The organism is Ornithinimicrobium pekingense DSM 21552 (assembly GCF_000421185.1).
Classification (GTDB): Bacteria; Actinomycetota; Actinomycetes; order Actinomycetales; family Dermatophilaceae; genus Ornithinicoccus; species Ornithinicoccus pekingensis.
The window spans coordinates 77,561-103,338 of the sequence record NZ_ATWJ01000014.1 but is presented as its reverse complement, the minus strand read 5'-3'; the positions used below and the strand labels follow the sequence as shown (position 1 = coordinate 103,338).

At 73.6% G+C, this 25,778-nt stretch carries 26 protein-coding genes; 18 read left to right on the top strand and 8 right to left on the bottom strand.

Features of this window, described 5'->3' with window-relative positions; translation table 11 throughout:
* The first annotated feature begins 26 nt into the window (after positions 1-26).
* The 5 genes from K330_RS0116165 (at position 27) to K330_RS0116145 (ending at position 4,644) form a co-directional block, all read left to right on the top strand.
* Positions 27-929 (top strand): F0F1 ATP synthase subunit gamma, encoded by a 903-nt coding sequence (locus K330_RS0116165; protein ID WP_022922857.1) that lies wholly within the window; start codon positions 27-29, stop codon positions 927-929.
* Between the two features lie 17 nt (positions 930-946).
* A complete protein-coding gene (gene atpD, locus K330_RS0116160) occupies positions 947-2,404 on the top strand; it encodes a F0F1 ATP synthase subunit beta (protein WP_022922856.1) in 1,458 nt (485 codons plus the stop codon).
* Positions 2,405-2,603: 199 nt separating this feature from the next.
* Entirely contained in the window at positions 2,604-3,833 is a 1,230-nt protein-coding gene (locus K330_RS0116155; protein ID WP_022922855.1) for an acetyl-CoA hydrolase/transferase family protein, read from the top strand.
* 88 nt (positions 3,834-3,921) lie between these two features.
* Positions 3,922-4,203 carry a F0F1 ATP synthase subunit epsilon gene (locus K330_RS0116150; protein ID WP_022922854.1) on the top strand — a complete coding sequence of 94 codons (282 nt, stop codon included), beginning with the start codon at positions 3,922-3,924 and terminating at the stop codon, positions 4,201-4,203.
* 6 nt (positions 4,204-4,209) lie between these two features.
* Positions 4,210-4,644, top strand: a complete 435-nt coding sequence (locus K330_RS0116145) for a DUF2550 family protein (RefSeq protein ID WP_022922853.1) — start codon at positions 4,210-4,212, stop codon at positions 4,642-4,644.
* Positions 4,645-4,653: 9 nt separating this feature from the next.
* Here the strand turns inward: K330_RS0116145 and K330_RS0116140 are convergent, their stop codons facing one another.
* Positions 4,654-5,790 carry a citrate/2-methylcitrate synthase gene (locus tag K330_RS0116140; protein ID WP_022922852.1) on the bottom strand — a complete coding sequence of 379 codons (1,137 nt, stop codon included), beginning with the start codon at positions 5,788-5,790 and terminating at the stop codon, positions 4,654-4,656.
* A gap of 76 nt (positions 5,791-5,866) precedes the next feature.
* On the opposite strand from K330_RS0116140, the gene K330_RS0116135 reads away from it, so the two are divergent.
* Positions 5,867-7,057, top strand: a complete 1,191-nt coding sequence (locus tag K330_RS0116135) for a citrate synthase (protein ID WP_022922851.1) — start codon at positions 5,867-5,869, stop codon at positions 7,055-7,057.
* A gap of 101 nt (positions 7,058-7,158) precedes the next feature.
* Here the strand turns inward: K330_RS0116135 and K330_RS0116130 are convergent, their stop codons facing one another.
* The 4 genes from K330_RS0116130 to nucS form a co-directional block, all read right to left on the bottom strand.
* Complete coding sequence (locus K330_RS0116130) at positions 7,159-7,848, bottom strand: cob(I)yrinic acid a,c-diamide adenosyltransferase (RefSeq protein ID WP_022922850.1); 690 nt, start codon at positions 7,846-7,848, stop codon at positions 7,159-7,161.
* Positions 7,849-7,876: 28 nt separating this feature from the next.
* Positions 7,877-8,131, bottom strand: coding sequence for a hypothetical protein (locus tag K330_RS21895; RefSeq protein ID WP_022922849.1), 255 nt, complete (start codon positions 8,129-8,131; stop codon positions 7,877-7,879).
* A gap of 62 nt (positions 8,132-8,193) precedes the next feature.
* Positions 8,194-9,720 carry a gamma-glutamyltransferase gene (locus tag K330_RS0116120; protein ID WP_022922848.1) on the bottom strand — a complete coding sequence of 509 codons (1,527 nt, stop codon included), beginning with the start codon at positions 9,718-9,720 and terminating at the stop codon, positions 8,194-8,196.
* 241 nt (positions 9,721-9,961) lie between these two features.
* Positions 9,962-10,657, bottom strand: coding sequence for an endonuclease NucS (nucS, locus tag K330_RS0116115; RefSeq protein ID WP_022922847.1), 696 nt, complete (start codon positions 10,655-10,657; stop codon positions 9,962-9,964).
* 100 nt (positions 10,658-10,757) lie between these two features.
* Here nucS and K330_RS0116110 point away from each other — a divergent pair, with 100 nt between their 5' ends.
* Together K330_RS0116110 and K330_RS0116105 are read left to right on the top strand one after the other, a co-directional pair.
* Positions 10,758-12,467, top strand: coding sequence for a 3-hydroxyacyl-CoA dehydrogenase (locus K330_RS0116110; RefSeq protein ID WP_022922846.1), 1,710 nt, complete (start codon positions 10,758-10,760; stop codon positions 12,465-12,467).
* Positions 12,468-12,477: 10 nt separating this feature from the next.
* On the top strand, positions 12,478-12,795 hold the full coding sequence (locus K330_RS0116105; RefSeq protein ID WP_022922845.1) for a hypothetical protein: 318 nt from the start codon (positions 12,478-12,480) through the stop codon (positions 12,793-12,795).
* Between the two features lie 13 nt (positions 12,796-12,808).
* On the opposite strand, the gene K330_RS21890 is transcribed toward K330_RS0116105, so the two are convergent.
* Together K330_RS21890 and mce are read right to left on the bottom strand one after the other, a co-directional pair.
* Positions 12,809-14,344, bottom strand: coding sequence for an AI-2E family transporter (locus tag K330_RS21890; RefSeq protein ID WP_022922844.1), 1,536 nt, complete (start codon positions 14,342-14,344; stop codon positions 12,809-12,811).
* On the bottom strand, positions 14,341-14,832 hold the full coding sequence (gene mce, locus K330_RS0116095; RefSeq protein WP_022922843.1) for a methylmalonyl-CoA epimerase: 492 nt from the start codon (positions 14,830-14,832) through the stop codon (positions 14,341-14,343). Before mce ends, K330_RS21890 begins: the two co-directional genes overlap by 4 nt.
* A gap of 92 nt (positions 14,833-14,924) precedes the next feature.
* On the opposite strand from mce, the gene K330_RS0116090 reads away from it, so the two are divergent.
* From K330_RS0116090 to K330_RS0116045, 10 genes are all read left to right on the top strand, one after another.
* Positions 14,925-16,454 carry an amidohydrolase gene (locus tag K330_RS0116090; RefSeq protein WP_022922842.1) on the top strand — a complete coding sequence of 510 codons (1,530 nt, stop codon included), beginning with the start codon at positions 14,925-14,927 and terminating at the stop codon, positions 16,452-16,454.
* A 105-nt stretch (positions 16,455-16,559) separates the two neighbouring features.
* On the top strand, positions 16,560-17,771 hold the full coding sequence (locus tag K330_RS0116085; RefSeq protein ID WP_022922841.1) for an acetyl-CoA C-acetyltransferase: 1,212 nt from the start codon (positions 16,560-16,562) through the stop codon (positions 17,769-17,771).
* Between the two features lie 112 nt (positions 17,772-17,883).
* Positions 17,884-18,849 carry a methylmalonyl Co-A mutase-associated GTPase MeaB gene (gene meaB, locus K330_RS0116080; protein ID WP_029202772.1) on the top strand — a complete coding sequence of 322 codons (966 nt, stop codon included), beginning with the start codon at positions 17,884-17,886 and terminating at the stop codon, positions 18,847-18,849.
* A 261-nt stretch (positions 18,850-19,110) separates the two neighbouring features.
* Positions 19,111-19,416, top strand: coding sequence for an MTH1187 family thiamine-binding protein (locus K330_RS0116075; protein WP_040658317.1), 306 nt, complete (start codon positions 19,111-19,113; stop codon positions 19,414-19,416).
* 1 nt (position 19,417) lies between these two features.
* Positions 19,418-19,966 (top strand): GNAT family N-acetyltransferase, encoded by a 549-nt coding sequence (locus tag K330_RS0116070; protein WP_022922838.1) that lies wholly within the window; start codon positions 19,418-19,420, stop codon positions 19,964-19,966.
* Positions 19,967-20,010: 44 nt separating this feature from the next.
* Positions 20,011-20,979 carry a prolyl aminopeptidase gene (gene pip, locus K330_RS0116065; protein WP_029202769.1) on the top strand — a complete coding sequence of 323 codons (969 nt, stop codon included), beginning with the start codon at positions 20,011-20,013 and terminating at the stop codon, positions 20,977-20,979.
* A 7-nt stretch (positions 20,980-20,986) separates the two neighbouring features.
* Entirely contained in the window at positions 20,987-21,739 is a 753-nt protein-coding gene (locus K330_RS22955; RefSeq protein WP_022922836.1) for a DUF1353 domain-containing protein, read from the top strand.
* Between the two features lie 106 nt (positions 21,740-21,845).
* Positions 21,846-22,982 (top strand): fimbrillin family protein, encoded by a 1,137-nt coding sequence (locus tag K330_RS21880; RefSeq protein ID WP_040658293.1) that lies wholly within the window; start codon positions 21,846-21,848, stop codon positions 22,980-22,982.
* 73 nt (positions 22,983-23,055) lie between these two features.
* The gene (locus tag K330_RS0116050; protein WP_022922834.1) at positions 23,056-24,081 is read left to right on the top strand and encodes a co-chaperone YbbN; all 1,026 of its coding nucleotides are present in this window, start codon (positions 23,056-23,058) and stop codon (positions 24,079-24,081) included.
* 64 nt (positions 24,082-24,145) lie between these two features.
* Positions 24,146-24,328: a PspC domain-containing protein gene (locus K330_RS0116045; RefSeq protein ID WP_022922833.1), complete on the top strand. Its 183-nt coding sequence runs from the start codon at positions 24,146-24,148 to the stop codon at positions 24,326-24,328.
* 21 nt (positions 24,329-24,349) lie between these two features.
* Here the strand turns inward: K330_RS0116045 and K330_RS0116040 are convergent, their stop codons facing one another.
* Positions 24,350-25,693 (bottom strand): MFS transporter, encoded by a 1,344-nt coding sequence (locus K330_RS0116040; RefSeq protein WP_029202768.1) that lies wholly within the window; start codon positions 25,691-25,693, stop codon positions 24,350-24,352.
* Positions 25,694-25,778 lie beyond the last annotated feature (85 nt).

Sequence of the window (25,778 nt, the reverse complement as noted above, 5' to 3'; positions counted from 1 at the left end):
CTCGAGCAGAGCAAGAGAGGCGAGATATGGGAGCGCAGCAGCGGGAGTACCGCCAGCGCAGCCGGTCCGTCCAGTCGACGAAGAAGATCACGCGCGCGATGGAGCTCATCGCCGCCTCGCGCGTGGTCAAGGCCCGCCAGCGCGTGGCCCAGACGACGCCGTACGCCAACGCGATCACCCGCGCGGTGTCGGCCGTCGCCAGCTTCGCCGACGTGGACCACCCGCTGACGACCGAGCGTGAGACGGTCCGGCGTGCCGGTGTCCTGATCATCAGCAGCGACCGTGGCCTGGCCGGGGCCTACTCCGGCTCGGTCATGAAGCGCAGCGAGCAGCTGCGCGAGCTGCTGGAGGAGGACGAGGGCAAGGAGATGGTGCCCTACCTCACCGGCCGCAAGGCCGAGGGCTACTACCGCTTCCGCGGGCGCAGCTTCGAGCAGTCCTGGTCGGGGTTCTCCGACGCACCGACGTTCGAGGTGGCGCGGGAGATCGCCCAGCGGCTGACGGCCGACTTCATCGCCGGCTCCGAGAACGGCGGGGTCGACGAGCTGCACATCGTCTCCACCCGGTTCGTCAACATGGTGACCCAGGAGGTGCAGGTCGTGCGCCTGCTGCCGCTGGAGGTCGTCGAGGACGAGGCGCCGGTGGCCGACGAGGACATCTACCCGCTCTACGAGTTCGAGCCCGACGGGGCGCAGGTGCTGGACGCGCTGCTGCCCAAGTACGTCACGTCCCGCATCTGGAACGCGCTGCTGCAGGCGTCCGCCTCCGAGCTCGCCGCCCGCCAGCGGGCGATGAAGTCGGCGACGGACAACGCCGAGGAGCTCATCAAGACCTACACCCGGTTGGCCAACCAGGCCCGCCAGGCCGAGATCACCCAAGAGATCAGCGAAATCGTGGGCGGCGCGAGCGCCCTCGCCGACGCCAAGTGAGAAGGAAGCACTGAGTCATGACTGCTACCACTGACGCTCCTGTGCAGGAGCAGACGCAGGGCGGCGTCGGCCGCCTGGCCCGGATCATCGGCCCGGTCGTCGACGTCGAGTTCCCCCCCGGCCAGATGCCCGCGCTCTACAACCTGCTCAAGACCGAGGTCACCATGGGTGACCGCACGAGCACGATCAACCTCGAGGTCGCCCAGGACATCGGCGACAACATGGTGCGCGCCATCTCCCTGCAGCCGACCGACGGCCTGGTCCGCGGCGCGGCGGTGCAGGACACCGGCGGCCCGATCATGGTCCCGGTGGGCGACGTGACCCTCGGTCACGTCTTCAACGCCACCGGCGACGTGCTGGACCTGCCCGAGGGCGAGACCCTGGAGGTCACCGAGCGCTGGGGCATCCACCGCCAGGCGCCCGCCTTCGACCAGCTGGAGTCCAAGACCCAGATGTTCGAGACCGGCATCAAGGTCATCGACCTGCTCACCCCCTACGTCCTGGGTGGCAAGATCGGCCTGTTCGGCGGCGCCGGCGTGGGCAAGACGGTGCTCATCCAGGAGATGATCGCCCGTGTCGCCCGCGACCACGGTGGTGTGTCGGTGTTCGCCGGTGTCGGCGAGCGCACCCGTGAGGGCAACGACCTCATCGTCGAGATGGAGGAGGCCGGGGTCCTCGGCCAGACCGCCCTGGTCTTCGGCCAGATGGACGAGCCGCCGGGCACCCGTCTGCGCGTGGCGCTGTCGGCGCTGACGATGGCGGAGTACTTCCGCGACGTGCAGAAGCAGGACGTGCTGCTCTTCATCGACAACATCTTCCGCTTCACCCAGGCGGGCTCGGAGGTCTCCACGCTGCTGGGCCGCATGCCGTCGGCCGTGGGCTACCAGCCCAACCTGGCCGACGAGATGGGCACCCTGCAGGAGCGCATCACCTCCACGCGTGGTCACTCGATCACCTCGATGCAGGCGATCTACGTGCCGGCCGACGACTACACCGACCCGGCCCCGGCGACCACCTTCGCCCACCTGGACGCGACGACCGAGCTCTCCCGCCCGATCGCCTCGATGGGTATCTACCCGGCCGTGGACCCGCTGGCCTCGACCAGCCGGATCCTCGACCCGCGCTACATCACCCGCGAGCACTACGACACGGCGGTCCGGGTCAAGTCGATCCTGCAGCGGTACAAGGAGCTGCAGGACATCATCGCCATCCTCGGCATCGACGAGCTCTCCGAGGAGGACAAGATCCTCGTCGGCCGCGCGCGTCGCATCCAGCGGTTCCTGTCGCAGAACACCTACGTCGCCAAGCAGTTCACCGGCATCGAGGGTTCGACGGTCCCGCTGTCCGAGACGATCGAGGCCTTCACCAAGGTGGCCGACGGCGAGTACGACCACGTCCCCGAGCAGGCCTTCTTCATGTGCGGTGGCCTCGAGGACGTCGAGCGCCAGGCCGCCGAGCTGGAGAAGAACAGCTGAGCGCCTGACCCCTTGAGGTATGGCGAAGGGCCGGTGAGTCGCACGACTCACCGGCCCTTCGCCATACCCGACCGACGACGCCGTGCGCACGCCCCACCCCCGACCGACGACGCCGTGTGTACGCCCCACCCCCGACCGGGGACGTCGCGTGAACCGGCCCGGCCCTGGGTCCGACGCCGCGTCGTAGCACAATGGGCCCGTGATCACCGTCGACACCTCCGCCCTGGCCGCGGCCCTGCGCGCCCTCCCCGACACCCCGCGCGTCGTCGCCTCCGGCAACCACAGCATCCCCTGGGAGCTGGTGCGCGTCCTGGACGAGCACGTCGAGCGCTACGTCCTCAACACCCTCAACGGGCCCCCGGGGCTGCCCGAGCGCGACGGGGTCGTCGTCGAGACCAGCTTCGTGGGGGCGGGTCAGCGGCGCCACCCCGGGCTGCGCTACGTCCCCTCGCGGCTCTCGCTGGTGCCGGTCCTCTTCCGGCGGTCCCTGCCGGTCGACGCCGTGTTCGTGCACTGCTCGCCCCCGCGCGACGGCGTCGTGTCGCTGGGGATCGAGGTCAACGTGCTGCCGGCGGCGATCGAGGCGTGCCGTGAGCGCGGGGGGCTGGTGGTCGCGCAGGTCAATGACCAGATGCCCTACACCTACGGCGACGCGCTCGTGCCGGTCGACCACATCGACCTCGCCCTCGAGGCCAGCAGCGCCCTGCCCACGCCGCCTCAGGGTATGCCGCTGGGCGAGGACGCGCTGGCGATCGGCGAGCGCGTCGCCGGCATGGTGCCGGACGGTGCGACGCTCCAGATGGGCATCGGGGCGGTCCCCGACGCGGTGCTGGGCGCGCTCACCGGCCATCGCGGGCTGCGGCTGTGGACGGAGATGTTCTCCGACGGCGTGCTGGCCCTGGACGCCGCGGGGGCCCTGGACGCAGAACACCCCTTGACGACCTCCTTCCTCTTCGGCACCAGCGAGCTCTACACGTGGCTCGACGGCAACCGGCGCGTGCACATGCTGCGCACCGAGCGCACCAACGACCCCGGTCTCATCGCGCGGCAGCGCTCGATGACCTCCATCAACACCGCCCTGGAGGTCGACCTGTTCGGCCAGGCCAACGCCTCGCGCATCGACGCCCGGATCCACAGCGGGTTCGGCGGGCAGACCGACTTCATCGTCGGCGCGCTGCACTCCCAGGGCGGCCAGGCGATCATGGCGTTGCGCTCCTGGCACCCGAAGGCGGACGTCTCCACGATCGTGCCGATGGTCGACGAGCCGGTGACCTCCTTCCAGGCCTCGTCGATCGTCACCGAACAGGGCGTCGCGCCGCTGTTCGGGCACAGCGAGAAGGACCAGGCCCGGGCCCTGATCGAGGAGGCGGCCCACCCGCGGGTGCGTGCCGAGCTGTGGGAGGAGGCCGCCCACCTGGGCCTCGCGTAGGCACCCCGTGGACCCGTTCGGAGGCGCACCGGCCGACCGCTAGACTGGACCGACCGTCTGGCCGAACACCCGAGAGGACAACACCGACGTGAGTGCACTGAAGGTCGAGCTGGTCGCCGCGGACCGCAAGGTCTGGGAGGGCGAGGCCTCCATGGTCAGCGCCCGGAGCATCGACGGTGAGCTCGGTATCCTGCCCGGACACACGCCGCTGCTGGGTGTCCTCGTCACCGGCGACGTCCGCATCGCGACCGGTGGCGGCGACGAGACGGTCACCATCGACAGCGGCTTCCTGTCCGTGGACCACGACCGCGTGGTCATCGTCGCCGACAACGTCGACGCCGCCAGCCTCACCAGCACCCCCACCGCCTGACCGCTCATGTCGGAGAGCCTCGTCCTGGTGCTCCTGGCCGCCGTCGGCGCGCTGGTGCTCCTGGGGCTGGGCCTGGTCATGTTCCGGATCTTCGGCGACCAGGGCCTGATCTGCCCGCCTATGCCGGTGGCCTACCGCAGCTCTGCCTCCCAGGGCGCCTGGCGCCGAGGCACCCTGCGCTTCACCGAAGACCGTCTGGCCCTGCGTGGGCCGGGCGGTCTTTCCGGTGGGCCGTGGATGCGCGGCAACCTCGACCTGGGGGTGGCCGGCACCGTCAACGGCGAGACCGCCCGCGAGATCGGGCGGGCAGGCCTGATCGAGGTGCCGGTCGTCTACGGCACCTCCTCCTTCGACCTGGCGCTGGACGAGGAGCACTACACCGCGCTGCGGGCCTGGGTCGAGGCCGTCCCCCCGGGGTGGATGAGCTCCAACGTCGCCTGAGCCCGATCGTCAGGGCAGCGGGGCCGGGGCCTCGGGCCCGGTGTAGCGGGCGGCCGGCCGGAAGATGCGCGGGCTCGTCGTCTGCTCGAGGACGTGGGCGCCCCAGCCGACCACCCGCGCCGTGGCGAAGGTGGGCGTGAACATCTCCCGGGGGATGCCGCACTGCTCCATCACCACCCCGGCGTAGTACTCGACGTTGGTGTGCAGCTCGCGGCCCGGCTTCAGCTCGGCGAGCGCCGCGACGACCTCGGACTCGACCCGCACCGCCAGCTCGACGAGCGGGCCACCCAGCTCAAGCGCGATCTCGCGCAGCATCGCCGCCCGAGGGTCCATGGTCCGGTAGACGGCGTGGCCGAAACCCATGATGCGCTCGCCGGCCGCGACCCGCTCACGCACCCACGCCCGGGCCCGGTCGGGCGTGCCGATCTCGTCGAGCGCGTCGAGGGCCCGGTCCGGGGCGCCGCCGTGCAGCGGCCCGGCGAAGGTGCCGATCGCCCCGCAGACCGCCGAGGCGACGTCGCTGCCCGAGGAGGTGACCACCCGCGCGGTGAACGTCGAGGCGCTGAAGCCGTGGTCGATCGTGCTGGTCAGGTATGCCGCGACCGCGTCGCGGTGCTCGGGCGCCGGCTCCGCACCGGTCAGCATCCACAGCCAGCTGCCTGCGGCCCCCAGCTCTGGCCGTGGGGCGAGCGGCTCGTCGCCCCGCCGCAGCCGGAACAGGGCGGCCTGGATCGTGGGGACGACCCCGACGAGGCGGACCACGTCGGCCTTCACCCGGTCGCGGTCGGTGCCCCAGGTCGGGGTGAACTGCTCCAGCGCCCCCAGGTGGGAGACGGCGGTGCGCAACCGGGCCAGCGAGGCCCGGTCGGCGCCGGAACGGGCGACGGCGGGCAGCAGGTCCGTCAGTCCGTCCGGCAGAGCCGCCGCCTCGGCCAGCCGGGCGCGGAAGGACGCGGCCTGCCGGGGCGTGGGCAGCTCGCCCTCGAGCATCAGGTGGCAGACGTCCTCGAAGGCGCGGGTGCGGGCGAGGTCGACCGCGGAGTACTGCCGGAAGTGGTAGAAGCCCTCCTGGCCGCGCACGTCTCCGGTCGTGGTGTCGGCGACCACGACGCCCTTGAGGCCGGCCGGGGCGATCATCGTGTCCATGTCCCGAGCGTGCCGTTAACATTGATCCTGTGTCAACGTTGATCCAGTCAATGTTCAGATCATACGAAGCGCTGCGGTGAGCCGTCCCGGCGCCACCCTCACGACCGCCCAGGTGGCGGCATACCTGGGGGTGAAGGTCGAGACGGTCTACGCCTACGTCAGCCGTGGCCTGCTCACGCCGACGCGGCGCGGCGGCCCGGGAGGAAGTCTCTTCGACGCGACAGCGGTGCAGGCTCTGCGCGAGGGGCTGGCCCGGCCGGCACGGCGCTCGGGCGCTCGGCCGGTGGAGGTCAGGACCCAGATCACCCGCATCCACGGCGACCGGCTGGCCTACCGGGGGAAGGACGCCGTCGAGCTCTCGCGCACCGCCGCCTTCGAGGACGTCTGCGCCCTGCTGTGGGGGAGCGAGGAGCAGCCGCGCCCGCCCGAGGGGGAGGACCTGGGGGCGCTGCGCCGCCTGCTCGCGGCGCTGCCTCCGCACACCTCGGTCCTCGACCGGTTCAAGCATGCGGTCCTCGTCGCCGGCACGACCGACCCGGGTCGTCACGACCGCAGCCCGGCCGCGACGGTGACGGCGGGGTCCCGGGCCCTGGGCCACCTCGTCGCTGCGCTGGAGGGTCTCGGCGGGTCGTCGCCGGCGTCGGACCTGCCGCGCACCGCACCGGTCGCCGCCCGGCTGGCCGCTGCGCTCGGCACCGGCCGGGTCACCGACGTCGACGCCGCGCTCGTCCTGCTGGCCGACCACGACATGGCCGTCTCGACGACCGCCCTGCGGGTGGCCGTCTCCGGAGGTGCCGACCTCTGCTCCGCGCTCCTGGCCGCCCTGGCCACCGCCGACAGCCCCCTGCACGTGACCGCGCCCGCTGCCGCGTACGGATGGCTGCGCACCGCGCTCGAGGACCCTCGGGCCGCCCTGGGGCAGGCGCTGGCCGCAGACCGGCCGCCGGTGGGCTTCGGCCACCTGGTCTACGAGCGCTCCGACCCCCGTGCCGAGGAGCTCTACCGGCGGATCTCCCCCCGCTGCACGACCGAGGTCACCGACGCCGTCGAGCTGCTGCGCGAGGAGCTGCTCGCCCGACGTGGCTGGCCGATGACGGTGGACCTCCCCCTTGCGCTCTGGGCCCTCGTCGACGGTCTGCCGCGCGACGCCGGGACGGCGATCTTCGCGGTCGCCCGCACCGCCGGCTGGACGGCCCACGCGCTCGAAGAGCTCGAGGAGCCGGGTATGCGGTTCCGCCTCACCGGCATCTACACCGGGGCGCGGTGAGCACACCGCGTCGTCGGTGGGGCTGGGGGTGAGCACACCGCGTCGTCGGTGGGCGTGGGGGTGAGCACACCGCGTCGTCGGTGGGCGTGGGGTGCGGTCGGTCAGGCGTCGTCCGACACCGGGTCGTCACCCGGGTCGACGCTCGGGGCGGCCTTGCGGCGACGCTTCTGCGGCACCTCGACGCGGCCGCCACCGGGCTTCCACAGCACGTCGCCGTCGCCGGCGAGGTTGGCCACGCGGGCCAGGATGAAGAGCAGGTCCGAGAGCCGGTTGAGGTACTTCGGGGCCAGCGGGTTCACCCCGCCGACGCCCTTCGGGTCGCCCTCGCCGGCCGGCTCGTCGCCGTGCGCCTCGAGCGCGGCCCACGCCGCCCGCTCCGCGCGGCGGGCCACCGTCCGGGCCACGTGCAGGTGCGCCGAGCCCGGCGTCCCGCCCGGCAGGATGAAGGAGCGCAGCGGCTCGAGCTGGCTGTTGTAGGAGTCGCAGTCGGCCTCGAGCTCGTCGACCCACTCCGCCTGCACCCGCAGCGGCTCCCAGTCGTAGCTCGCCCGCAGCGGCATCGCCAGGTCGGCACCGACGTCGAAGAGGTCGTTCTGGATCCGCGTCAGCGTCGCCTCCATGCGGCTGGGCAGGTTGCCGGCCGCGATGGCCACCCCGATGAGCGAGTTGGCCTCGTCGGTGTCGGCGTAGGCGACCAGCCGGGGGTCGTTCTTGGAGGTGCGACCGAGGTCGCCGAGGGCGGTGGTGCCGTCGTCGCCGGTGCGGGTGTAGATCCGGGTGAGGTTGACCATGGCGGCATGGTGTCACGCCGCCCCTGGTTCAGCGCGGGTCGGGCGTGGTGTCCGCGCTGCCGTGGCTGTGGATCTGCTCGGCCGTCTCGTCGAGCTGGGCGTCGTCGACCTCGACACCGGCGCGCTGCATACCCTCCGCGAGCTCCTCGCGGACCGTCTGCTCCTCGGCGCCGTCCTGCCAGGACTCGACGCGCTCGACCACGTTCTCGGCGGCCTCCTGCTTGGCCTGCTGCACCTCGGTGCCGGGCTCGGCGTCGCCGCCGTCGTGCTGGTGATGGCTCATGGCCTCCACCGTAGGCACGAGCGGCTCCGCGCGCGTCCCGGACCGCCCCGGCACACCTGTGCTCAGGTCACCAGCGTGGCCGCCGCCCGGCGGGGGTCCGCGGCCGCCTCGAGCGTGCCGTCGGGACGCAGGAAGGCCCCGCCGACGCCTCCGAAGTACATCGCCTGAGGAGGGTGCTCGTGCCGCGGCATCCCGACGGCGTCGAGGTCGGCCGCGATGGACTCGTCCCGCTCGTGCTCGATCCGGTCGGTGCCGTCGTCGAGCCGGCGCGGGTGCATCCGCGGGCGGTCGATCGCCGTCTGCAGGCTCTCGCCGTGCCGGGCGACGTGGATGATGACCTGGGTGAGCGCGGTGGTGATCCGGTCGGCCCCGGGGGTGCCGATGGCCAGCACGCTGCCGTCCGCCAGCCGCGCGGTCGTGGGCGCCATGTTGGAGGCCAGCCGCGTGCCCGGCTCGAGCGCGTGCAGGCCGAGGCGGTTGAGCTCGAGCTCCCCGAGCGCGTTGTTGGCGATCATCCCGGTCCCGGCGACGGTCATCCCCGACCCGTACCCGGCGGAGGCGGTGAGCGCGCACGCCATACCCTGCGCGTCCACGACCGACACGTGCGCGGTCGAGGGCGAGGTCGGCAGCCCCGTGGCACCGATGGTGTGCAGGGTCCCCAGCAGCTCGGCGCCCGCTGCGGCGAGGTCCTCGGCCGTGTCGATCCGGTCCAGGCGGATGTCGAGGACCTCCTTCATGACCTGGGCCGCACGGGCCGGGGTGATCTCCTCGCGCACCGCGTGCAGCAGGCGCAGCATCGCCGTCAGCACGGGCCCACCGATGGACGGCGGTGGGTTGCAGGCCAGGTCCCAGGCCCCCAGGCGGCTGCGGAGCGCGGGCCGCTCCACCGCCCGGTAGGCCGCCAGGTCGGTCGCGGACAGCAGCCCGCCGCGCTCGCGCATGTCCGCGTCGATCCGGCGGGCGATGTCGCCGGTGTAGACCGACTGCCAGCCCTCGGCCCCGATCTGCTCCAGCGTGTCGGCCAGGGCGGGGCTCGCGACCGGGTGGCCGACCTGCGGCGCGGCGCCGTCGTCGGTCAGCAGCGCCCGCGTGGCCGGGTCCCAGGCGAGGATGGTGTCGGTGACGAGGACGAGGTAGGACTGGGCGGTACGGCTCAGGGCGAAGCCGGAGCGGGCCACCTCGGCGGCCGGCTGCAGCAGGCTGGCCCACGGCGCGGTCCCGAAGCGCTCGTGCGCCAGCCCCATCCCGGCCAGCATGCCGGGGGTGGCGACTGACCCGGGCCCGACGAAGGTGGTCATGCCCCCGCCGTAGTCCGAGACCGCCTCGATGAGCCCCGCCCCGAACCGCTCCGCCGGCTGGCCCCGCCCGGGCATCTCGACGTTGCCGTCGATGACGACGGGGTCGCCGTCGACCGGCCAGACGTTGAGGTAGCACCCGCCCAGCGGGGCGACGATGCCCGGCTCGGTGATGGTGGCGCTGACCATCGCGGCGATGGCGGCGTCGACGGCCGTGCCGCCCTCCGACAGCGCGTGCTCGGCGGCGCGGGTGGCGTGCGCGTTGGGGGCGGCGATCGCCGCGCGGCGGATCATGCGCCCCATCCTGCCGCAGGGACCGGACGACCGTCCCGGTCAGCGCGACGTCGCGCGGGGGAGCTGGTGCACCGGCCTTCGCGCCGGGACGGCGGCGGACCAGGGTGTGCACCGGGGACGATGGTGCCCGCCTCGTCCGTGGTGCGGAACCTTGTCCGTGGCACGGCCTCGGGCGGGAGCCCGTCCTCGTGCCGCCTCTGCGTCTCGGGGCCGGTCTGCGCCCGTGGGCAGAAGAGGCCCGTCAGAAGAGCCGCGACTCCGCGTCGTCCCGGCCGCGCAGCGCCTCGTAGTCGAGCGTGACGCAGCGGATGCCCCGGTCGGTGGCCAGCACCCGGGCCTGCGGCTTGATGACCTGCGCGGCGAAGACTCCCTGGACCGGCGCCAGGTGCGGGTCGCGGTTGAGCAGCTCGAGGTAGCGGGTCAGCTGCTCCACCCCGTCGATGTCGCCGCGCCGCTTGATCTCCACGGCCACGGTCGCGCCGTCCTGGTCCCGGCACAGTATGTCGACCGGCCCGATCGCGGTCATGTACTCCCGCCGCAGCAGCGTCCACCCCTGGCCCAGCGTGCCGATGTGCTCGGCCAGCAGGGCCTGCAGCTGGGCCTCGACACCGTCCTTGACCAGACCGGGGTCGATGCCGAGCTCGTGCGATGAGTCGGACAGGACCTCGTGCAGGCGGATGCGGAGCAGGTCGTCGCGCTTGCCGTGCTGCACCAGCCAGACGGCCTCGACCCCCTCCTCGCGCTCGAGCTCGTCGGGCTCGACCTCGGCCATGGAGCACGGCGGGGCCATCCAGTTCAGCGGCTTGTAGGAGCCGCCGTCGGAGTGCACCAGCACCGACCCGTCGGCCTTGACCATCAGCAGCCGGGTCGCGAGGGGCAGATGGGCCTCCAGGGCCCCCTGGTAGTCGACGGAGCACCGGGCGATCACGACACGCACGCGGGCAACCCTAACCCGCCCGCGGGGCCACCCCCGTGCCGTGCCGAGGGGCCCCGGCCCCACGGCATACCGCGGGTGCGCGTCTGGCAGGATCGGGAGCATGCGCGAGATCAGCACCGTCGGCGTCATCGGACTGGGCACCATGGGTGCCGGCATCGTGGAGGTCTTCGCGAGGGGAGGGCTGCGGGTCGTCGGGGTGGAGACGACGCAGGAGTATGCCGAGCGCGGCCGGGCGATCCTGCAGGGCTCGACCGACCGTGCGGTGGCCAAGGGCCGGCTCGACGAGGCGGGGCAGGCGCAGATCCTGGACCGGGTCACGATCAGCACCGACCTGGCGGACCTCAAGGACGCCGACCTCGTGGTCGAGGCGGTGCCCGAGGTGATGTCGCTCAAGCACGAGGTCTTCGGGCGGCTGGACGAGATCTGCGACGCCGGCACGATCCTGGCGTCCAACACCTCGAGCCTGTCGATCACCGAGATCGCGGGGCCGACGAAGCACCCCGGGCGCGTCGTGGGCCTGCACTTCTTCAACCCCGCGCCCGTGCTCAAGCTCGTCGAGGTCATCACCACGGTGCGCAGCGACCAGGCGGTGGTCGACAGCGTCGTCGAGCTGTCCCGGTCGATGGGCAAGAAGCCGGTGGTCGTGGGCGACCGGGCCGGCTTCGTGGCCAACTACCTCCTCTTCGGCTACTTCACCTCAGCCTTGCGGATGCTCGAGCACGGCCATGTCTCGCGGGAGGACCTGGACACCGCGATGCGGGTCGGCGCCGGCCTGCCGATGGGGCCGCTGACCCTGGTCGACCTCGTCGGCCTGGACGTCTGCCACCACATCGGTGACGTCATCTACAACCACACGCGCTCGCCGATGCACGCCCCCAGCGCGATGCTCGGCCGCATGGTCACCGCCGGTCTGCTCGGCCGCAAGAGCGGCCGGGGCTTCTACACCTACGACCGCCCCGGTGGCGGCACGGTCGTCGCGGACGCGCAGACGCCGCCGCAGCCCGAGCCGACCGGGGTCACCTCGGTGGGTGTCGTCGGCACCGGCGAGGTCGCCGACGACCTCGCCGAGCGCCTCGAGAACGGCGGGTATGCCGTGGTGCACGTCACCGAGGCCGCTGACTCCGAGGCGCTCGCGGCGCTCGCGGACGTGGGCGTGGTCATCGAGGCCCAGGACCTGGACACCGAGGTCGACGACCTCGACGGGCTGGAGCTGGGGGAGCCGGCCTCGGCCGGGGACCCGGTCGAGGACCTGCTCCCGGGCCGCGACATCGACGACCTCTTCGCCGAGCTGGGCGAGATCACCGGTCCGGGCACCGTGCTGACCACGGTCAACAGCGCCGCGGCCGTCGCGCTGGGCGCCCTGTCGGGCCGGCCCGGCCGCTGCCTGGCCCTGCGCGTCCACGCCCCCACCAACAACGGCCAGGTGATCGAGATCGGCCGCACCAGCGTCACCGACGACGACGCCGTGGCCGTGCTGCGCGAGCTGGTCACCAAGGTCGGCGCCGAGCCGGTGGTCTGCCGCGACCGTGCCGGCCTGGTGGTCGACGCCCTGCTCGTGCCGCACCTCAACGACGCCGTCCGGATGCTCGACGAGGGCTACGCCACCGTGGAGGACATCGACACCGCGACGCAGTTCGGCCTGGGCTACCCGATGGGCCCGTTCGCGATGATCGACCACATCGGCGCCGACGACGTCCTCGCGGTGTGCGAGGAGCTCGCCTCGGGCAGCTCCGGCCTGCCCCGGGAGTCGGTCGAGGCCTCCCCGCTGCTCGTCGAGCACGTCATCCTGGACCGGCCCTTCACCTCCTGACGGCCCTGCCGTGCCGCGCTCCAACCGGCCCCGCAGGTCGGGGCGCCCCGCGCGGGGCCGGGGCGAGGCCCCGCCCGCCCTGCGCCGCGACCCGACGCCCAGCCAGGTCCGCTGGGCCGGGCAGGTGTGGGCCGCCCGGCAGGTGCGGCCCAACGACACCGGACGGGTCTACCGCTGCCCCGGCTGCCAGGGGGAGGTCGGCGCCGACGTGGCGCACACCGTGGTGTGGCCGGTGGAGTCGATGAACCAGGTGGACAACCGACGGCACTGGCACACGGTCTGCTGGGCCGCGCGGGAGCGCCGGCGCCCCGGCGGGTCCTGGGCCTGAGGCTCCCGCGCCGCTACAGGCGCTCCTGGCGCGGCACCAGCACCTCGTGGTAGATCAGCAGCAGCCCGGCGGCCACGGGGATGGCGATCAGTGCGCCGATCACGCCCAGCAGCGTGCCGCCGATGAGCACCGCGACGACGGTGACCGCGCCCGGCACCGACACCGTGCGGCGCATGATATTGGGCACGATGACGTAGTTCTCGACCTGCTGGTAGATGACGTAGTAGACGATGACGACGAGCGTGGTCGTGGGGCTGACGCTCAGCGCGGCGAGCGCGACCACGACGGCGCCGAGGGTGGCGCCGACCATGGGGATCAGGCCCAGCAGGCCGACGAGCACCGCGAGCATCTCGGGGTAGGGGATGCCCAGGATCTGCATCATCACCCAGGAGCAGACGGCGTTGATCGTCGCCACGGCGCCCTGGCCGAGGGCGTAGCCGCCCACCCGGCGCATGATCTCCTCGGCGATCGCGCTCACCCGGTCGCGCCTGCTGCGGGGGAGCAGGTGGTATGCCGCGTCCTTGGTCCGCGGCAGCGTCGCCAGTAGGTAGAGCGTCAGGATGGCGGAGGTCAGGACCCCGACCAGGCTGCCGGCGACCCAGCCGGCGGCGCCGAGCACGCCGCCGAAGATCGTCGAGATCGTGGCGCCGTCGACCGTGAGGCTCTCGATCTCGGCGGTGATGCGCTCGGAGACGGCGTACTGCTCGTCGAGGTCGGCGATCCAGGGCTCGTTGGCCAGCTCCTGCAGGAAGGCCGGGGCCCGGTCCACCAGCATGGCCGTCTGCGAGGCGATCGGGGGCACCACCAGCGCCCCGATCGCGGCTACGACGCCCACGAGGCCGAGGAAGACCACGAAGACGGCGGCGGGCCTGGCGACCCCGCGACGGGTCAGCCACTGCACGACCGGCTCCAGCGCCAGGGTGACGAAGAGGGCGACGAGGAGGAAGGTGAAGACCGAGGTCAGGCGGGTCAGGTTCTGGAAGAGCAGCCAGGCCAGCAGCGCACCGAAGGCGAAGGTGAAGCCGACGTAGAACGGCGAGACGGCGGGCCAGGGCCGACCGGTGTGGGCCCCCGCCGACGCGTCCGGCGTGCCGGCCGGGTCGGCGTCCGGGGAGGCGACGACGGTGCGCTCCTGCTCGCGCAGCTCGCGCTGGAGCCGGTTGCTCTCGGCGAGCACGGACAGCTGGCGCTCGCGGTAGTCCTGCCAGCGCTGCACCGCCGCGCGTCCGGCCCTGGCCCCGCGGACGGGAGACAGCCGGCGCAGCGCGCCACCCCGCCTCGCGGGTCGTGCTGCCCTCCCCGCCCCGGGCGGCATCGCGTCGAGCCCGTCACCCCCGTCGCCCCGGTCGCCCCCGTCGCCCGGCGCCTCGGGCGCCCGCACGGCTGCTCCGGCGGGGTGGGGCCCGGCGGTGGTCTCGTCCGCCGCGAGGGCCGAGGTGGGCTCGGGCGGCCCGGACCCGTCGGCAGGCGCGGCCGGGCCGCCCGGGGCCCCGTCGCCGACGGTCCCGTGCTGCGGCGGCGTCGCCCGCCCGACCCTGGGTCCGGTCACTCGGCGGGCTCCACGAGCTCGACGAGCACACCGCCGGCGTCCTTGGGGTGGATGAAGTTGATGCGCGAGCCGGCCGTGCCCCGGCGCGGGCGGTCGTAGAGCAGGCGCAGCCCGCGCCCGCGCAGCACCTCGCCGGCCGCGTCCACGTCGGAGACGCGGTAGGCCAGCTGCTGCAGTCCCGGTCCGTTGCGGTCGATGAACCTGGCGATGGTGGAGTCCGGGCCGGTCGGCGCCAGCAGCTGGATCATGGCCGGCTCCGGTCCGCCGCCGGTGGTGTCGGCCGGGCCCACGGCGACCATGGCCTCGCGCACGCCCTGCTCCTCGTTGGTCTCCTCGTGCACCACCCTGTTGCCCAGGACGTCCTCGTGGAAGGCGATGGCCGCGTCGAGGTCCGGGACGGCGATGCCGACGTGGTCGATACCCAGCAGGAGCGGCTGGAGCGCGTCGAGGGCGGGGTCTGCCGGGCCGGTGCCAGGGGTTGCACTCATACCGTCAGCCTAGGCCCGCGGCCTGACACCGGGGGAGAGGACGCGACGAACCGTGTGCACGTGCCCGCGGGCAGGGGGTTACATTGCGCAGCATGGCTGACCTGCTCGTGCGCGACGTGCGCCTGGTGCCCCTTGACGCCTCCGCGCCGGCAGCCGTCGAACCGGTCGACGTGCTCGTGCTGGACGGCACCGTGGCGGCCGTGGGGCCGTCCGCCCGGGACGCCGCGGCCGGTGCAGCAGCCTCGGTCCCCGTGCTCGAGGGGCAGGGCCGCTGGGCGGTCCCGGGGCTGTGGGACCAGCACGTGCACATGACGCAGTGGGGGCTGGTGCGTGCCCGCCTGGACACCTCCGGCACGGACGGCCCGCGGGCGGTCCTGCAGCGGGTCGCCGAGCGGCTGAGGGCAGGTCTGGACAGCCCCACGGGCGTGCTCGTCGGCTTCGGGCACCGCAGCGCCGGCTGGGCGGAGCAGCCCACCGTCGCCGCGCTCGACGCGGTCAGCGGGCCCGTGCCCGTGGCGCTGATCAGCGGCGACGCGCACCACGGCTGGCTCAACACCGCGGCCCTGCGCCTGCTGGGCGGCCCGGCGGTCGACGGGATCGTCGCCGAGGCCGACTGGTTCCCGCTCTACGACCGCCTGCAGACCCTCCCCGGCGCCGCCCAGGAGGCGGAGCGGGGCGTGGCCGCCGCTGTCGCCGAGGCGCACACCCGGGGGGTGGTCGGCGTCGTCGACCTCGAGTTCGGCGCCCCCTGGGAGCAGTGGCGCGACCGCACCGCCGGCAGCACCCCACCGCTGCGGGTGCGCACCGGTGTCTACCCCGAGGGCCTGGACACCGTCATCCGCTCCGGGGCCCGGACCGGCGACCCGGTCCGCGCGACCGACGGGTTGGTCACCCTCGGCCCGTTCAAGGTCATCACCGACGGCTCGCTGAACACCCGGACCGCCTGGTGCTGCCAGCCCTACGCCGACGCCGCCCAGCTCGCCCACCCGGCCGGTGCCGCCAACGTCCCGGCCGACCAGCTGGTCGAGCTGCTGCGGCGGGCCACCCGGGCCGGTCTCCACGCCGCGCTGCACGCGATCGGCGACGCCGCGGTGAAGGCGGTGCTCGACGCCTTCGCCGCCACGGGAGCCACCGGCTCCATCGAGCACGCCCAGCTCGTCGACCTCGCCGACCTGCCCCGGTGGGCGGGCCTGCCGGTGCGGGCCAGCGTGCAGCCGGCCCACCTGCTCGACGACCGCAGCGTCACCGAGCAGTGCTGGCCCGACCGCACGCACCGGGCCTTCGCCGTGCGCAGCTTCCTCGACGCCGGCATCGAGCTGGCGCTCGGGTCCGACGCCCCGGTCTCCGAGCTCGACCCCTGGCTGGCCATGGCGGTCGCCGTGCACCGCGGCCCGGTCGACGGCGAGAGCTGGCACCCCGAGCAGCAGATCACCCCGCGCGACGCGCTCGCCGCGTCGGTCGACGGACGACGGGTCCGGGCAGGTGCCCCCGGCGACCTCGTCCTGCTGGACGTCGACCCCCTCGGCGCCCCGGGTATGACGTCGCGCGAGCAGGCGCGCGCGCTGCGCGGGACGACGGTGTCGGCCACGGTGCTCGACGGCGCCGTGGTCCACGGAGGCTGACGTCGCGGCACCCCATACCCCCTCCCGCCCCGGGTCCGGAGCGTCCCCGGGCCGCACTACGATGGCGGGAGGAACCGCTCCCACCACTGCCGCTGGAGGACAGCCATGAGCACCGACACCACCACGTCCGTCCTGGTCGCCGGGGCACGCACCCCGATGGGCAGGCTGCTCGGGTCGCTGTCCGGGTTCAGCGCCGCCGACCTGGGCGGCTTCGCCATCAAGGGCGCCCTGGACAAGGCCGGCGTCTCCGGCGACCAGGTCGACTACGTGATCATGGGGCAGGTGCTCACCGCCGGCGCCGGGCAGATCCCCGCGCGCCAGGCCGCCGTCAAGGCGGGCATCCCGATGAACGTCCCGGCGCTGACGATCAACAAGGTCTGCCTGTCCGGCATCAACGCGATCGCGCTCGCCGACCAGCTGGTCCGCGCCGGCGAGGCCGAGATCGTCGTGGCCGGCGGCCAGGAGTCGATGAGCAACGCCCCGCACCTGCTGGAGAAGTCGCGCAGCGGCTACAAGTACGGCGACGTCACCGTGCGCGACCACATGGCCTACGACGGGCTGTGGGACGCCTTCACCGACCAGGCGATGGGCAACCTGACCGAGGACGCCAACACCGCTGACCGCGAGTTCACCCGCGAGGAGCAGGACGCCTTCGCCGCCCGCAGCCACCAGCTCGCGGCGAAGGCCTGGCAGGAGGGTCGCTTCGACGACGAGGTCGTCACGGTCGAGATCCCCCAGCGCAAGGGCGACCCCGTGGCCTTCCGCGACGACGAGGGCATCCGCCCGCAGACCACCGTCGAGTCCCTGGCCGGGCTGCGGCCGGCCTTCAGCAAGGACGGCACCATCACCGCCGGCTCCGCCTCGCAGATCTCCGACGGCGCCGCCGCGGTCGTGGTGATGAGCAAGGCCAAGGCGCAGGAGCTGGGGCTGTCCTGGATCGCCGAGATCGGTGCCCACGGCATGGTCGCCGGGCCCGACTCCTCGCTGCAGAGCCAGCCGTCGCGCGCCATCGCGCTCGCCTGCAAGAAGGAGGGCATCGAGCCCACCGACCTCGACCTCGTCGAGATCAACGAGGCGTTCGCGGCCGTCGGTCTGGCCTCCACCAAGGAGCTGGGCCTGGACCCCGAGCGCGTCAACGTCAACGGCGGAGCGATCGCGATGGGTCACCCGATCGGCATGTCCGGCGCACGCATCCTGCTGCACCTGGCCCTCGAGCTGCAGCGCCGCGGCGGCGGCGTCGGCGTGGCCGCGCTGTGCGGCGGCGGTGGGCAGGGCGACGCGCTCGTCGTGCGCGTGCCTGCCGGCCAGCAGGCCTGAGAGCCGGCACGAGAGGTATGTCGCGCGGCGGCCGGGTGCGCCCGGCCGCCGTGTCGCGCACCACCTCCCGTGCAGTCCGTCCCGAACCGTCCCCGGAGCCGAGGTGAAGCAGGTGCGATCGCGCCGCGAGGTCGACGTCCCCGCCCTGGTCGAGCAGGCCCGCGCGGGCAGCCCCCGGGCACTGGGTCGGCTGCTCACGCTCGTCGAGAACGGTCACCCCGCCCTGCGCGAGATCATGGCCGCGCTCGCCCCGCACGCCGGCCGGGCGCGGATCGTCGGGCTGACCGGCAGCCCCGGTGTGGGCAAGTCGACGAGCACGTCGATGCTGGTCGGGGCGCTGCGCCGGCGCGACCTGCGGGTGGGGGTGCTGGCCGTGGACCCCTCGAGCCCGTTCTCGGGCGGGGCCCTGCTCGGCGACCGGATCCGTCTGGGCGAGCACGGTCTCGACCCGGGCGTCTACATCCGCTCGATGGCCTCGCGGGGCCACCTCGGCGGCCTCGCCTGGGCGACCCCGCAGGCGCTGCGGGTCCTCGACGCCGCCGGCTGCGACGTCATCCTCGTCGAGACCGTCGGCGTCGGGCAGTCCGAGGTGGAGGTCGCGGGCCTGGCCGACACCACGATCGTGCTGCTCGCACCGGGCATGGGCGACGGGGTGCAGGCGGCCAAGGCCGGGATCCTCGAGGTCGGTGACGTCTTCGTGGTCAACAAGGCCGACCGCGACGGCGTCCAGGCGACGGTGCGCGAGCTGCGGCACATGATCTCTCTCGGCGACCGCACCGAGCCGCACCTGTGGCGCCCGCCCGTGCTGACCACGGTCGCGGACCGGGGCGAGGGCGCCGACGAGGTGCTGGAGGCGCTCGACAAGCACTGGGACTGGATGACCGAGCACGGGGAGCTCGAGCAGCGCCGGCGCGTGCGGGCGGCCCGCGAGGTGCAGGCGCTGGCGCTGGAGGGGCTGCGCTCACGGATGGGCGGGCTGCGCGAGGACGGCGCGCTGCGCGAGGCGGTCGACGAGGTGCTCGCCGGGCGCCTCGACCCCTACGCCGCGGCCGACCGGGTGGTCGCCGACCTCACCTGAGACGCCCCCGCCCCCGCCCACGACCGGGGACGTGGTGTGCCCGCTCTCCCCGCGACCGGGGACGTGGTGTGCCCGCTCTCCTGGCGACCGGGGGCGGCGCGTGCTCGCCTGGCGCGCACACCGCGTCGTCGGTGGGGGCGGGATCGTACGTACCGCGTCGTCGGTGGGGCAGGTGACGTGCACACGACGTCGTCGGTGGGGAGGGGAGGGAGTGGGGAAGGGAGGGGAGGAGGAAGACGAGGGGTGCATAGGGTGGGCGTCATGGCACTCTTCGCGTTCTCGGTCGCCCCGTCCGCCTCCGACGACACCGGCTCGGTCAGCGCCGCCGTCGCCGACGCCCTGCGCGTCGTGCGTGACTCCGGGCTGCCCTACGAGCTGACCTCGATGTTCACCACCATCGAGGGAGAGTGGGACGAGGTGATGCCCGTGGTCAAGGCGGCCTGCGACGCGGTCGCCCAGCACGGCCCGCGCGTCTCGCTCGTGCTCAAGGCCGACATCCGGCCCGGACGCACCGGCCAGCTGAGCGCCAAGGTCGACCGGGTCAACGCCCACCTCGGGGAGGGCTGAGGTGAGCACCCAGGGGCAGGGGCATGAGGCCCCCGCCGGCGCGACCGCATACCTCGTGCGTGAGCCCCGGCCCGAGGACGTCGAGGGCTTCGCGGCGCTGCACGTGCGCATCTGGGCCGAGACCTACCGCGGCATCATGGACGACGAGGTGGTCGACGGGCTGTCCGTCGACGACTTCCGGCCGCGCTGGTACGCCGTCACCCGGGCCTACGCCGAGGGGACGGTCCCCGACGACGGCCGGGCCATCCGCGTCGCGCTGCTCGAGGACGAGCCCGTGGGCTTCCTCATGATCGGCCCGGGCATGGACGAGGACGCCCCCGCACCCCGCCAGGTATGGTCGCTCAACGTCGCCCCGGAGCACCAGGGGACGGGCATCGCCCAGCGGCTGCTGGACGAGACGCTGGGGCAGGGGCCGGCCTACCTGTGGGTGGCCCTGGGCAACGGCCGGGCGGTCCGCTTCTACGAGCGCAACGGATTCGTGCTCGACGGGACCCGGAGCGTGCAGCAGGACGACGGCGTCGTCGAGGTGCGGATGGTGCGCCCGGCCTGACCCGCCGGAGGGTGGGCCGTGATAGGCAGGGTGCCGTGAGCGAGCTGCGGACCTTCTACCCCGAGATCGAGCCCTACGAGAGCTTCCACCTGGCGGTCGGCGACGGCCACGAGGTGTATGTCGAGCAGTCCGGCAACCCCGAGGGCAAGCCGGTCGTCTTCGTGCACGGCGGGCCCGGCAGCGGCACCAGCCCGAAGCAACGTCGCGTCTTCGACCCCGCCCGCTACCGGATCATCCTCTTCGACCAGCGCATGGCGGGCCGGTCGCGGCCGCACGCCTCGACGACCGTCGACCCGCGGGTGTGGGCGACCAACACCACCTGGGACCTCGTGGCCGACATGGAGCGCATCCGGGAGCACCTCGGCATCGAGCGCTGGCAGGTCTTCGGCGGCTCCTGGGGGTCCTGCCTCGGGCTGGCCTACGCCCAGGCGCACCCCGATCGGGTCACCGAGCTGGTGCTGCGCGGCATCTTCACCCTGCGCGCCCGCGAGCTGGCGTGGATGTACGAACGGGGCCACCTCGAGCACGTCTACCCCGACCTGTGGGCCGAGTACGTCGCGCCCGTGGCGCCCGAGCGGCGCGGCGACATGCAGACCGCCTACCACGAGCTCCTCTTCGACCCCGACCCCGCCGTGCACCTTCCCGCGGCCAAGGCGTGGAGCGGGTGGGAGTCGCGCGTCATCACCGTGCTGCCCGACGAGGAGGGCTACCGCAAGGCGGTCGAGGACGCCCAGGCGCTGTCGTTCGCGCGGATCGAGAACCACTTCTTCGTCCACGGTGGCTGGATGCGCGAGGGCCAGCTCATCGACGGGGCGCCTGCGCTGGCGGACATCCCGACCGTGATCGTCCAGGGCCGCCTCGACATGTGCACCCCCGCCCGCACCGCCTTCGACCTGGCCGAGCGCCTGCCCGGGGCACGTTTCGTCGTGGTGCCCGACGCCGGGCACGCCTTCTCCGAGCCCGGCACGCTCGATGCGCTGGTGCGCGCGACCGACGAGCTCGCCGGGGGCTGACCGGGGCGTGGGGCAGTTCTTCGACGCCGAGACCGGGGGTGTGCTGCGGCTGGAGCTGCGCAGCGTCGACGGTCGTGCCTTCACCCTGCTGCGGACCTTCGGCTACCGCGACGACAAGCACGAGGAGCCGTTCGTCGTCCCGGCCGACCTGAGCACCTTCCGCACCGACCTCGCCTCCGTGCCTGACCTGTTCACCTGGCTGGTGCCGCGCAGCGGCGACTTCCTGCCCGCCGCGGTCCTGCACGACGCGCTCGTCGCGCCCGAGCGCTACCGAGGTCCGCGGGTGGAGCGGCACGAGGCCGACCGGATCTTCCGGCGGGCGATGATCGGGCTCGGGACCGGCCGGGTCCGCGCCTGGCTGATGTGGGCGGCCGTCACCCTGGGCACGCTGTGGTGGAGCCGCAGCCTGCGCTGGCGCGGGGCGCTCGTGGCGCTCCTCGGTGTCGTCTCGGTCACCGGCGTGCTGGCCACGCTGGACTTCTTCGACGTGCTCGACGTGCTGCCGTGGATGGGGCAGCGGCCGTGGGAGCAGGAGCTGGCCCTCGGTGCCCTCTTCGCGCTGCTGGTGCCGAGCGCCCTGTCTCTGCTCTGGGGCCGCTACCGGGTCGCGGGGGTCATCGTGGGCGTCTCCCTCGCGCTGCTGCTGCACGTGACCGCCGTGCTCCTGGTGCTGTATGCCGCCTACCTCGCCCTGGAGCGCCTGGTCAGCGGGCCGGCCGACGAGGAGGGTGTCCGGGTGGAGGACCGCCTCCGGGCCTGAGCCGGAGGGCCGGAGGCTACCCCGGGAGGGCTTTCCCGTCCTGCCGGGCCGGTTCCTGGGAGATCCCTGATTTGGCGGGTGAATGCGCAGTGTTTACCGTTTCGTTATGAAGTTCTCCCGAATGACCGCTGCGGTCACCCTGGCCTCGGCGCTCGTCCTGACCGCCTGCTCCGGCGATGACGAGACCGACGACGCCTCCACGCCCGCCTCCGGCGCGACCTCCGAGGGGGCGGCCACCGGCGGCCCCGGTGACGACGGCTCGGCCACCTCCGCCGCGGACGGCGACTCCGCGACCGCCACGGCCGCCACCGACGACGCAGCCGCCACCAGCGAGGCGATGACGACCGACGAGGGCCAGGCCGCCATGTCGGTCGAGGACGCCGAGGCCGTCGCCGCCACCGTGATGGAGGCGCGCCACGAGTCCTTCCAGGGCGACGGCGACGAGGTCACCGACGCCCAGCGCAGCGCCTTCATGGGCTCGGCGCGCACGGCCGTCGAGGCTGCCGACCAGCTGGAGGAGGTCTTCGGCGAGCCGGCTGAGACCGAGGCGGACGCCGCCCCGGAGCCCAACGTGCTGGCGATCAGCCGCGAGGACGGCGACCTGCCGGAGTTCCTGCTCGTGCAGACGGTGCCCGCGGACGAGGTCCCGGTGCTGCACCTCCTGGAGAGCCGGACCGGCGAGGACAAGGACTTCCGCATCATCTGGGAGGCCCGGATGCTCCCCGGCACGGAGGTGCCGACGTTCGACCGGCGCTCGGTCGGCACCCCGGTGCTGCGCGAGGGGCAGGGCACCCTGCTGGCCAATCCGCGCGACACCCTCAAGGAGCTCGGGGCCTACATCAGCTGGCCGCAGCCGGAGGACATCCCCGACTACCGCACCCACGGCTACAGCCCCGCCGTGCGCAAGGCGGCCGAGGAGCAGGCCGCGGCCGTGGCCGACCAGGCCTCCCTGCGGGAGAAGAACTGGCTGGTCTCCGATGACACCAAGACCCTCATGTTCGAGGACGGGTCGGCCTTCGTCATCGGCACCCTGCTGCGCGACACCACCTTCACGGTGAACGCCAACAGCGTGCTGACCGCCCCCGAGTCCTTCGTCGCGCTCGCCGGTGACGACGAGATCACCGACGAGGCCGTGCTGCGGACCATGGTGTTCGTCGGGATGCGCGTGCCGGCCGAGGGCGTGGACTTCAAGCCCGAGATGATCGCCGCGCGCGAGCAGCTCGTGGAAGCCTGGGGCGAGTGAGCGCCGGCGCACCCCATACCCTGTGAGGGTGCGCCTCTCGCACACCACGCACGTCTGAGCCGAGGAGCCCTTGATGTCCCAGCAGCCGTTCAGCACCTCCGCGCTCCGGGGAGCCGTCGACCTGTCCGGGCTGGGCGCCCGTGCCGGGGCGCAGCGACCGGCCCCGTCCGCGGGTGCCGCCGCCGGCTCCGCCGGGGCCCAGGGCTCGGGTATGCCGTCCGGCGGGGTGCCGGGGCGCAGCGGGGCCCTGGTGCACGCCGGCGACGCGACCTTCGAGGCCGTCGTCAACGCGAGCCTGACCACCCCGCTGGTCCTGGTCCTGTGGACCCCGCAGGTGCCCGAGTCGCTGCAGCACCTGCGTGAGCTGGCCGAGGCGGCCCGGGCCAAGGACGGGCGCTTCCAGGTGGTCGGTGTGGACCTGGCCGACAACCCCGGCATCATGCAGGCGCTCACGCCGATCCTGCAGCAGACGTTCGGTCAGGTGTCGGCCCTGCCGGTCGTTCTGGGCCTGCTCGGCGGCCAGCCGATGCCCTTCTACCTGGGCGTGCAGGACCTGGCCCAGGTCGACCAGCTGCTGGAGAAGTTCCTCGAGGCCGCGGTCACCAACGCCATCACCGGCCGGGTCGACGTGTCCGCCGACGGCGGCGAGGCGGACGAGACCGGTGACGAGGACCAGGAGCAGGAGCTGCCGCCCCTGCACCAGGCCGCCTACGACGCGATCGAGCGGGGCGACTGGGCCGCGGCCGTCGACGCCTACGAGCAGGCGCTCGCGGCCGACCCGGCCGACGAGCTGGCCACCCTGGGGCTGGGCCAGGTCCGCCTGCTCGAGCGCACCAGCCGGCTCGACCTCGCGGCCGTGCGCCAGGCGGCTGCCGACCGTCCCGACGACGTGCAGGCCCAGATCGACGCGGCCGACGTGGACGCGGTCGGGGGCCACGTCGAGGACGCCTTCCTGCGTCTCATCGACGTCGTCCGCCGCACGGCCGGGGAGGACCGCGACGCGGCCCGCACGCACCTGATCGGTCTCTTCGACGTCATCGGCGCCTCCGACCCGCGCGTGCAGAAGGCCCGCAGCTCTTTGATGAGCGCGCTGTTCTGAGCGCCCCGGTGGCCCCGGTGGCAGCGGTGGCAGACTGACGGCAGTCGACGGAAAGGACCGCGTCATGGCTGACGGCCTCGTCCGCCCCCGCAGGGGCAAGATCATCGCCGGCGTCTGCGCCGCGCTCGCGGAGCGGTTCGGGCTGCCGACCTTCCTCGTGCGGCTGGGCTTCGTGATCTTCGGGATCACCGGCATCGGGGAGCTGGTCTACATCATCCTGTGGATCATGATCCCCAAGGAGCGCTGACCGCCGCCGAGGTCAGCTGCCTCAGGGGCGCTGCCCCTGCACGCGGAAGCGTGCCAGCTGCGGGTGGGTCAGTCCCACCGCCACCACGGCGACCACGCACAGCACCCCTCCGCTGAAGGCCGCGACCGCGGGTGACCACAGCCCCGCCACCACGCCCGCGCGGAAGTTGCCGAGGTCGGGGCCCGCGATGCCGATCACGTGCTCCACGGAGGAGACCCGGCCGAGCATCCGGTCCTCGGTGTCCAGCTGCACCATCGCGGCACGCGAGGTGACCGACGTCGTGTCCGCCGCACCCGCGACGGCGAGGAAGGTCAGCGCCAGCCACAGCGGCCCCGCGAGCCCGAACCCGGCCAGCGCCGCACCCCACACGACGGCAGCTCCGAGCTGGATCCAGCCCAGGTGGGCCGAGCGGGTCACCAGCCCGGAGGCGACCCCGGCCAGCAACCCGCCCACCGCGACCGCGGACAGGAACAGTCCCAGCGTCGTCGGGTCGCCACCGAAGCGCAGCTCGTTGATCATCGGGAACAGCGCCACCGGGAAGGCCAGCAGCGTCGCGGCCAGGTCGACGGCGAAGCTGCCGCGCAGCACCGGGCGTCGCACCGTCAGCCGGATGCCGTCCGCCAGCGAGGCGAGGACGGCTCGCACCCGGTGCCGTAGCCGACGCCGTGGCTGCGGGGCGCCGGTGGGCTTGTCGCCGCCGCCCTCCGCGGCGTCGGCGGCCATCCGGTCCTCCTGCCCGGCGGCCCCGCGCGCGCCCTCCGGCGGCATCGGGGGGAGCAGGTATGCCGCCCACAGCGCCACGAGGAAGCTCGCCGCGTTGAGCGCGTAGCACGCGCCGATGCCGGCCGCGGCGATCGTGAGGCCGCCGAGCGCGGGGCCGGCCATCATCGCTGCCTGGAAGCCGATCATGTGCAGGGCGACGCCGGCCGCCAGCAGGTGGGCCGGCAACAGCCGCTTGACGAAGGTGCGCCGGGCCGGGGCGCCGAGGGCCGCGGCCCCGGACTGCAACGCCACCAGGCCGAGGACCAGGGCCAGGGAGCCGACGTCGAGCGCGGCCTGCACCGCCAGGCCGGCGGCGACGAGCGCCTGCAGGGCCGTCGTCCGCACCACGACGTCGCGGCGGTCCAGGGCGTCCGCCACGGCGCCGCCGAGCAGGCCGAGCACGATCATCGGGACCGCCTGGACCAGGCCGATCGTGCCGACCCAGACGGGGCTGCGGGTCAGGTCCCACACCTGGAAGAGGACCGCGACCACCGACATCTGGGCGGCCAGGCCGGAGACCAGGCCGCTGGCCCACAGTCGCCGGAAGTCGGTGCTGACGCGCAGCGGCCGTGGGTCGAGCAGCCCGCGCCGCAGGCGCCTCACCGGCTGCCCCGGCACGCGAGGGCGGTCGCGTGCGGGGGAGGGGTCACGGCGGGCCACCCTACCCGAGCAGGACGGGTCGCCCAGC

Excerpts from the sequence above, each read along its gene's own strand:
- K330_RS0116165 (WP_022922857.1), top strand. The coding sequence starts at position 27 with ATGGGAGCGCAGCAGCGGGAGTACCGCCAGCGCAGCCGGTCCGTCCAG.
- atpD (WP_022922856.1), top strand. The coding sequence starts at position 947 with ATGACTGCTACCACTGACGCTCCTGTGCAGGAGCAGACGCAGGGCGGC.
- K330_RS0116145 (WP_022922853.1), top strand. The coding sequence starts at position 4,210 with ATGTCGGAGAGCCTCGTCCTGGTGCTCCTGGCCGCCGTCGGCGCGCTG.
- K330_RS0116140 (WP_022922852.1), bottom strand. The coding sequence starts at position 5,790 with ATGGACACGATGATCGCCCCGGCCGGCCTCAAGGGCGTCGTGGTCGCC.
- K330_RS0116130 (WP_022922850.1), bottom strand. The coding sequence starts at position 7,848 with ATGGTCAACCTCACCCGGATCTACACCCGCACCGGCGACGACGGCACC.
- K330_RS21895 (WP_022922849.1), bottom strand. The coding sequence starts at position 8,131 with ATGAGCCATCACCAGCACGACGGCGGCGACGCCGAGCCCGGCACCGAG.
- K330_RS0116120 (WP_022922848.1), bottom strand. The coding sequence starts at position 9,720 with ATGATCCGCCGCGCGGCGATCGCCGCCCCCAACGCGCACGCCACCCGC.
- K330_RS0116110 (WP_022922846.1), top strand. The coding sequence starts at position 10,758 with ATGCGCGAGATCAGCACCGTCGGCGTCATCGGACTGGGCACCATGGGT.
- mce (WP_022922843.1), bottom strand. The coding sequence starts at position 14,832 with ATGAGTGCAACCCCTGGCACCGGCCCGGCAGACCCCGCCCTCGACGCG.
- K330_RS0116090 (WP_022922842.1), top strand. The coding sequence starts at position 14,925 with ATGGCTGACCTGCTCGTGCGCGACGTGCGCCTGGTGCCCCTTGACGCC.
- K330_RS0116085 (WP_022922841.1), top strand. The coding sequence starts at position 16,560 with ATGAGCACCGACACCACCACGTCCGTCCTGGTCGCCGGGGCACGCACC.
- K330_RS0116075 (WP_040658317.1), top strand. The coding sequence starts at position 19,111 with ATGGCACTCTTCGCGTTCTCGGTCGCCCCGTCCGCCTCCGACGACACC.
- K330_RS21880 (WP_040658293.1), top strand. The coding sequence starts at position 21,846 with ATGAAGTTCTCCCGAATGACCGCTGCGGTCACCCTGGCCTCGGCGCTC.
- K330_RS0116050 (WP_022922834.1), top strand. The coding sequence starts at position 23,056 with ATGTCCCAGCAGCCGTTCAGCACCTCCGCGCTCCGGGGAGCCGTCGAC.
- K330_RS0116045 (WP_022922833.1), top strand. The coding sequence starts at position 24,146 with ATGGCTGACGGCCTCGTCCGCCCCCGCAGGGGCAAGATCATCGCCGGC.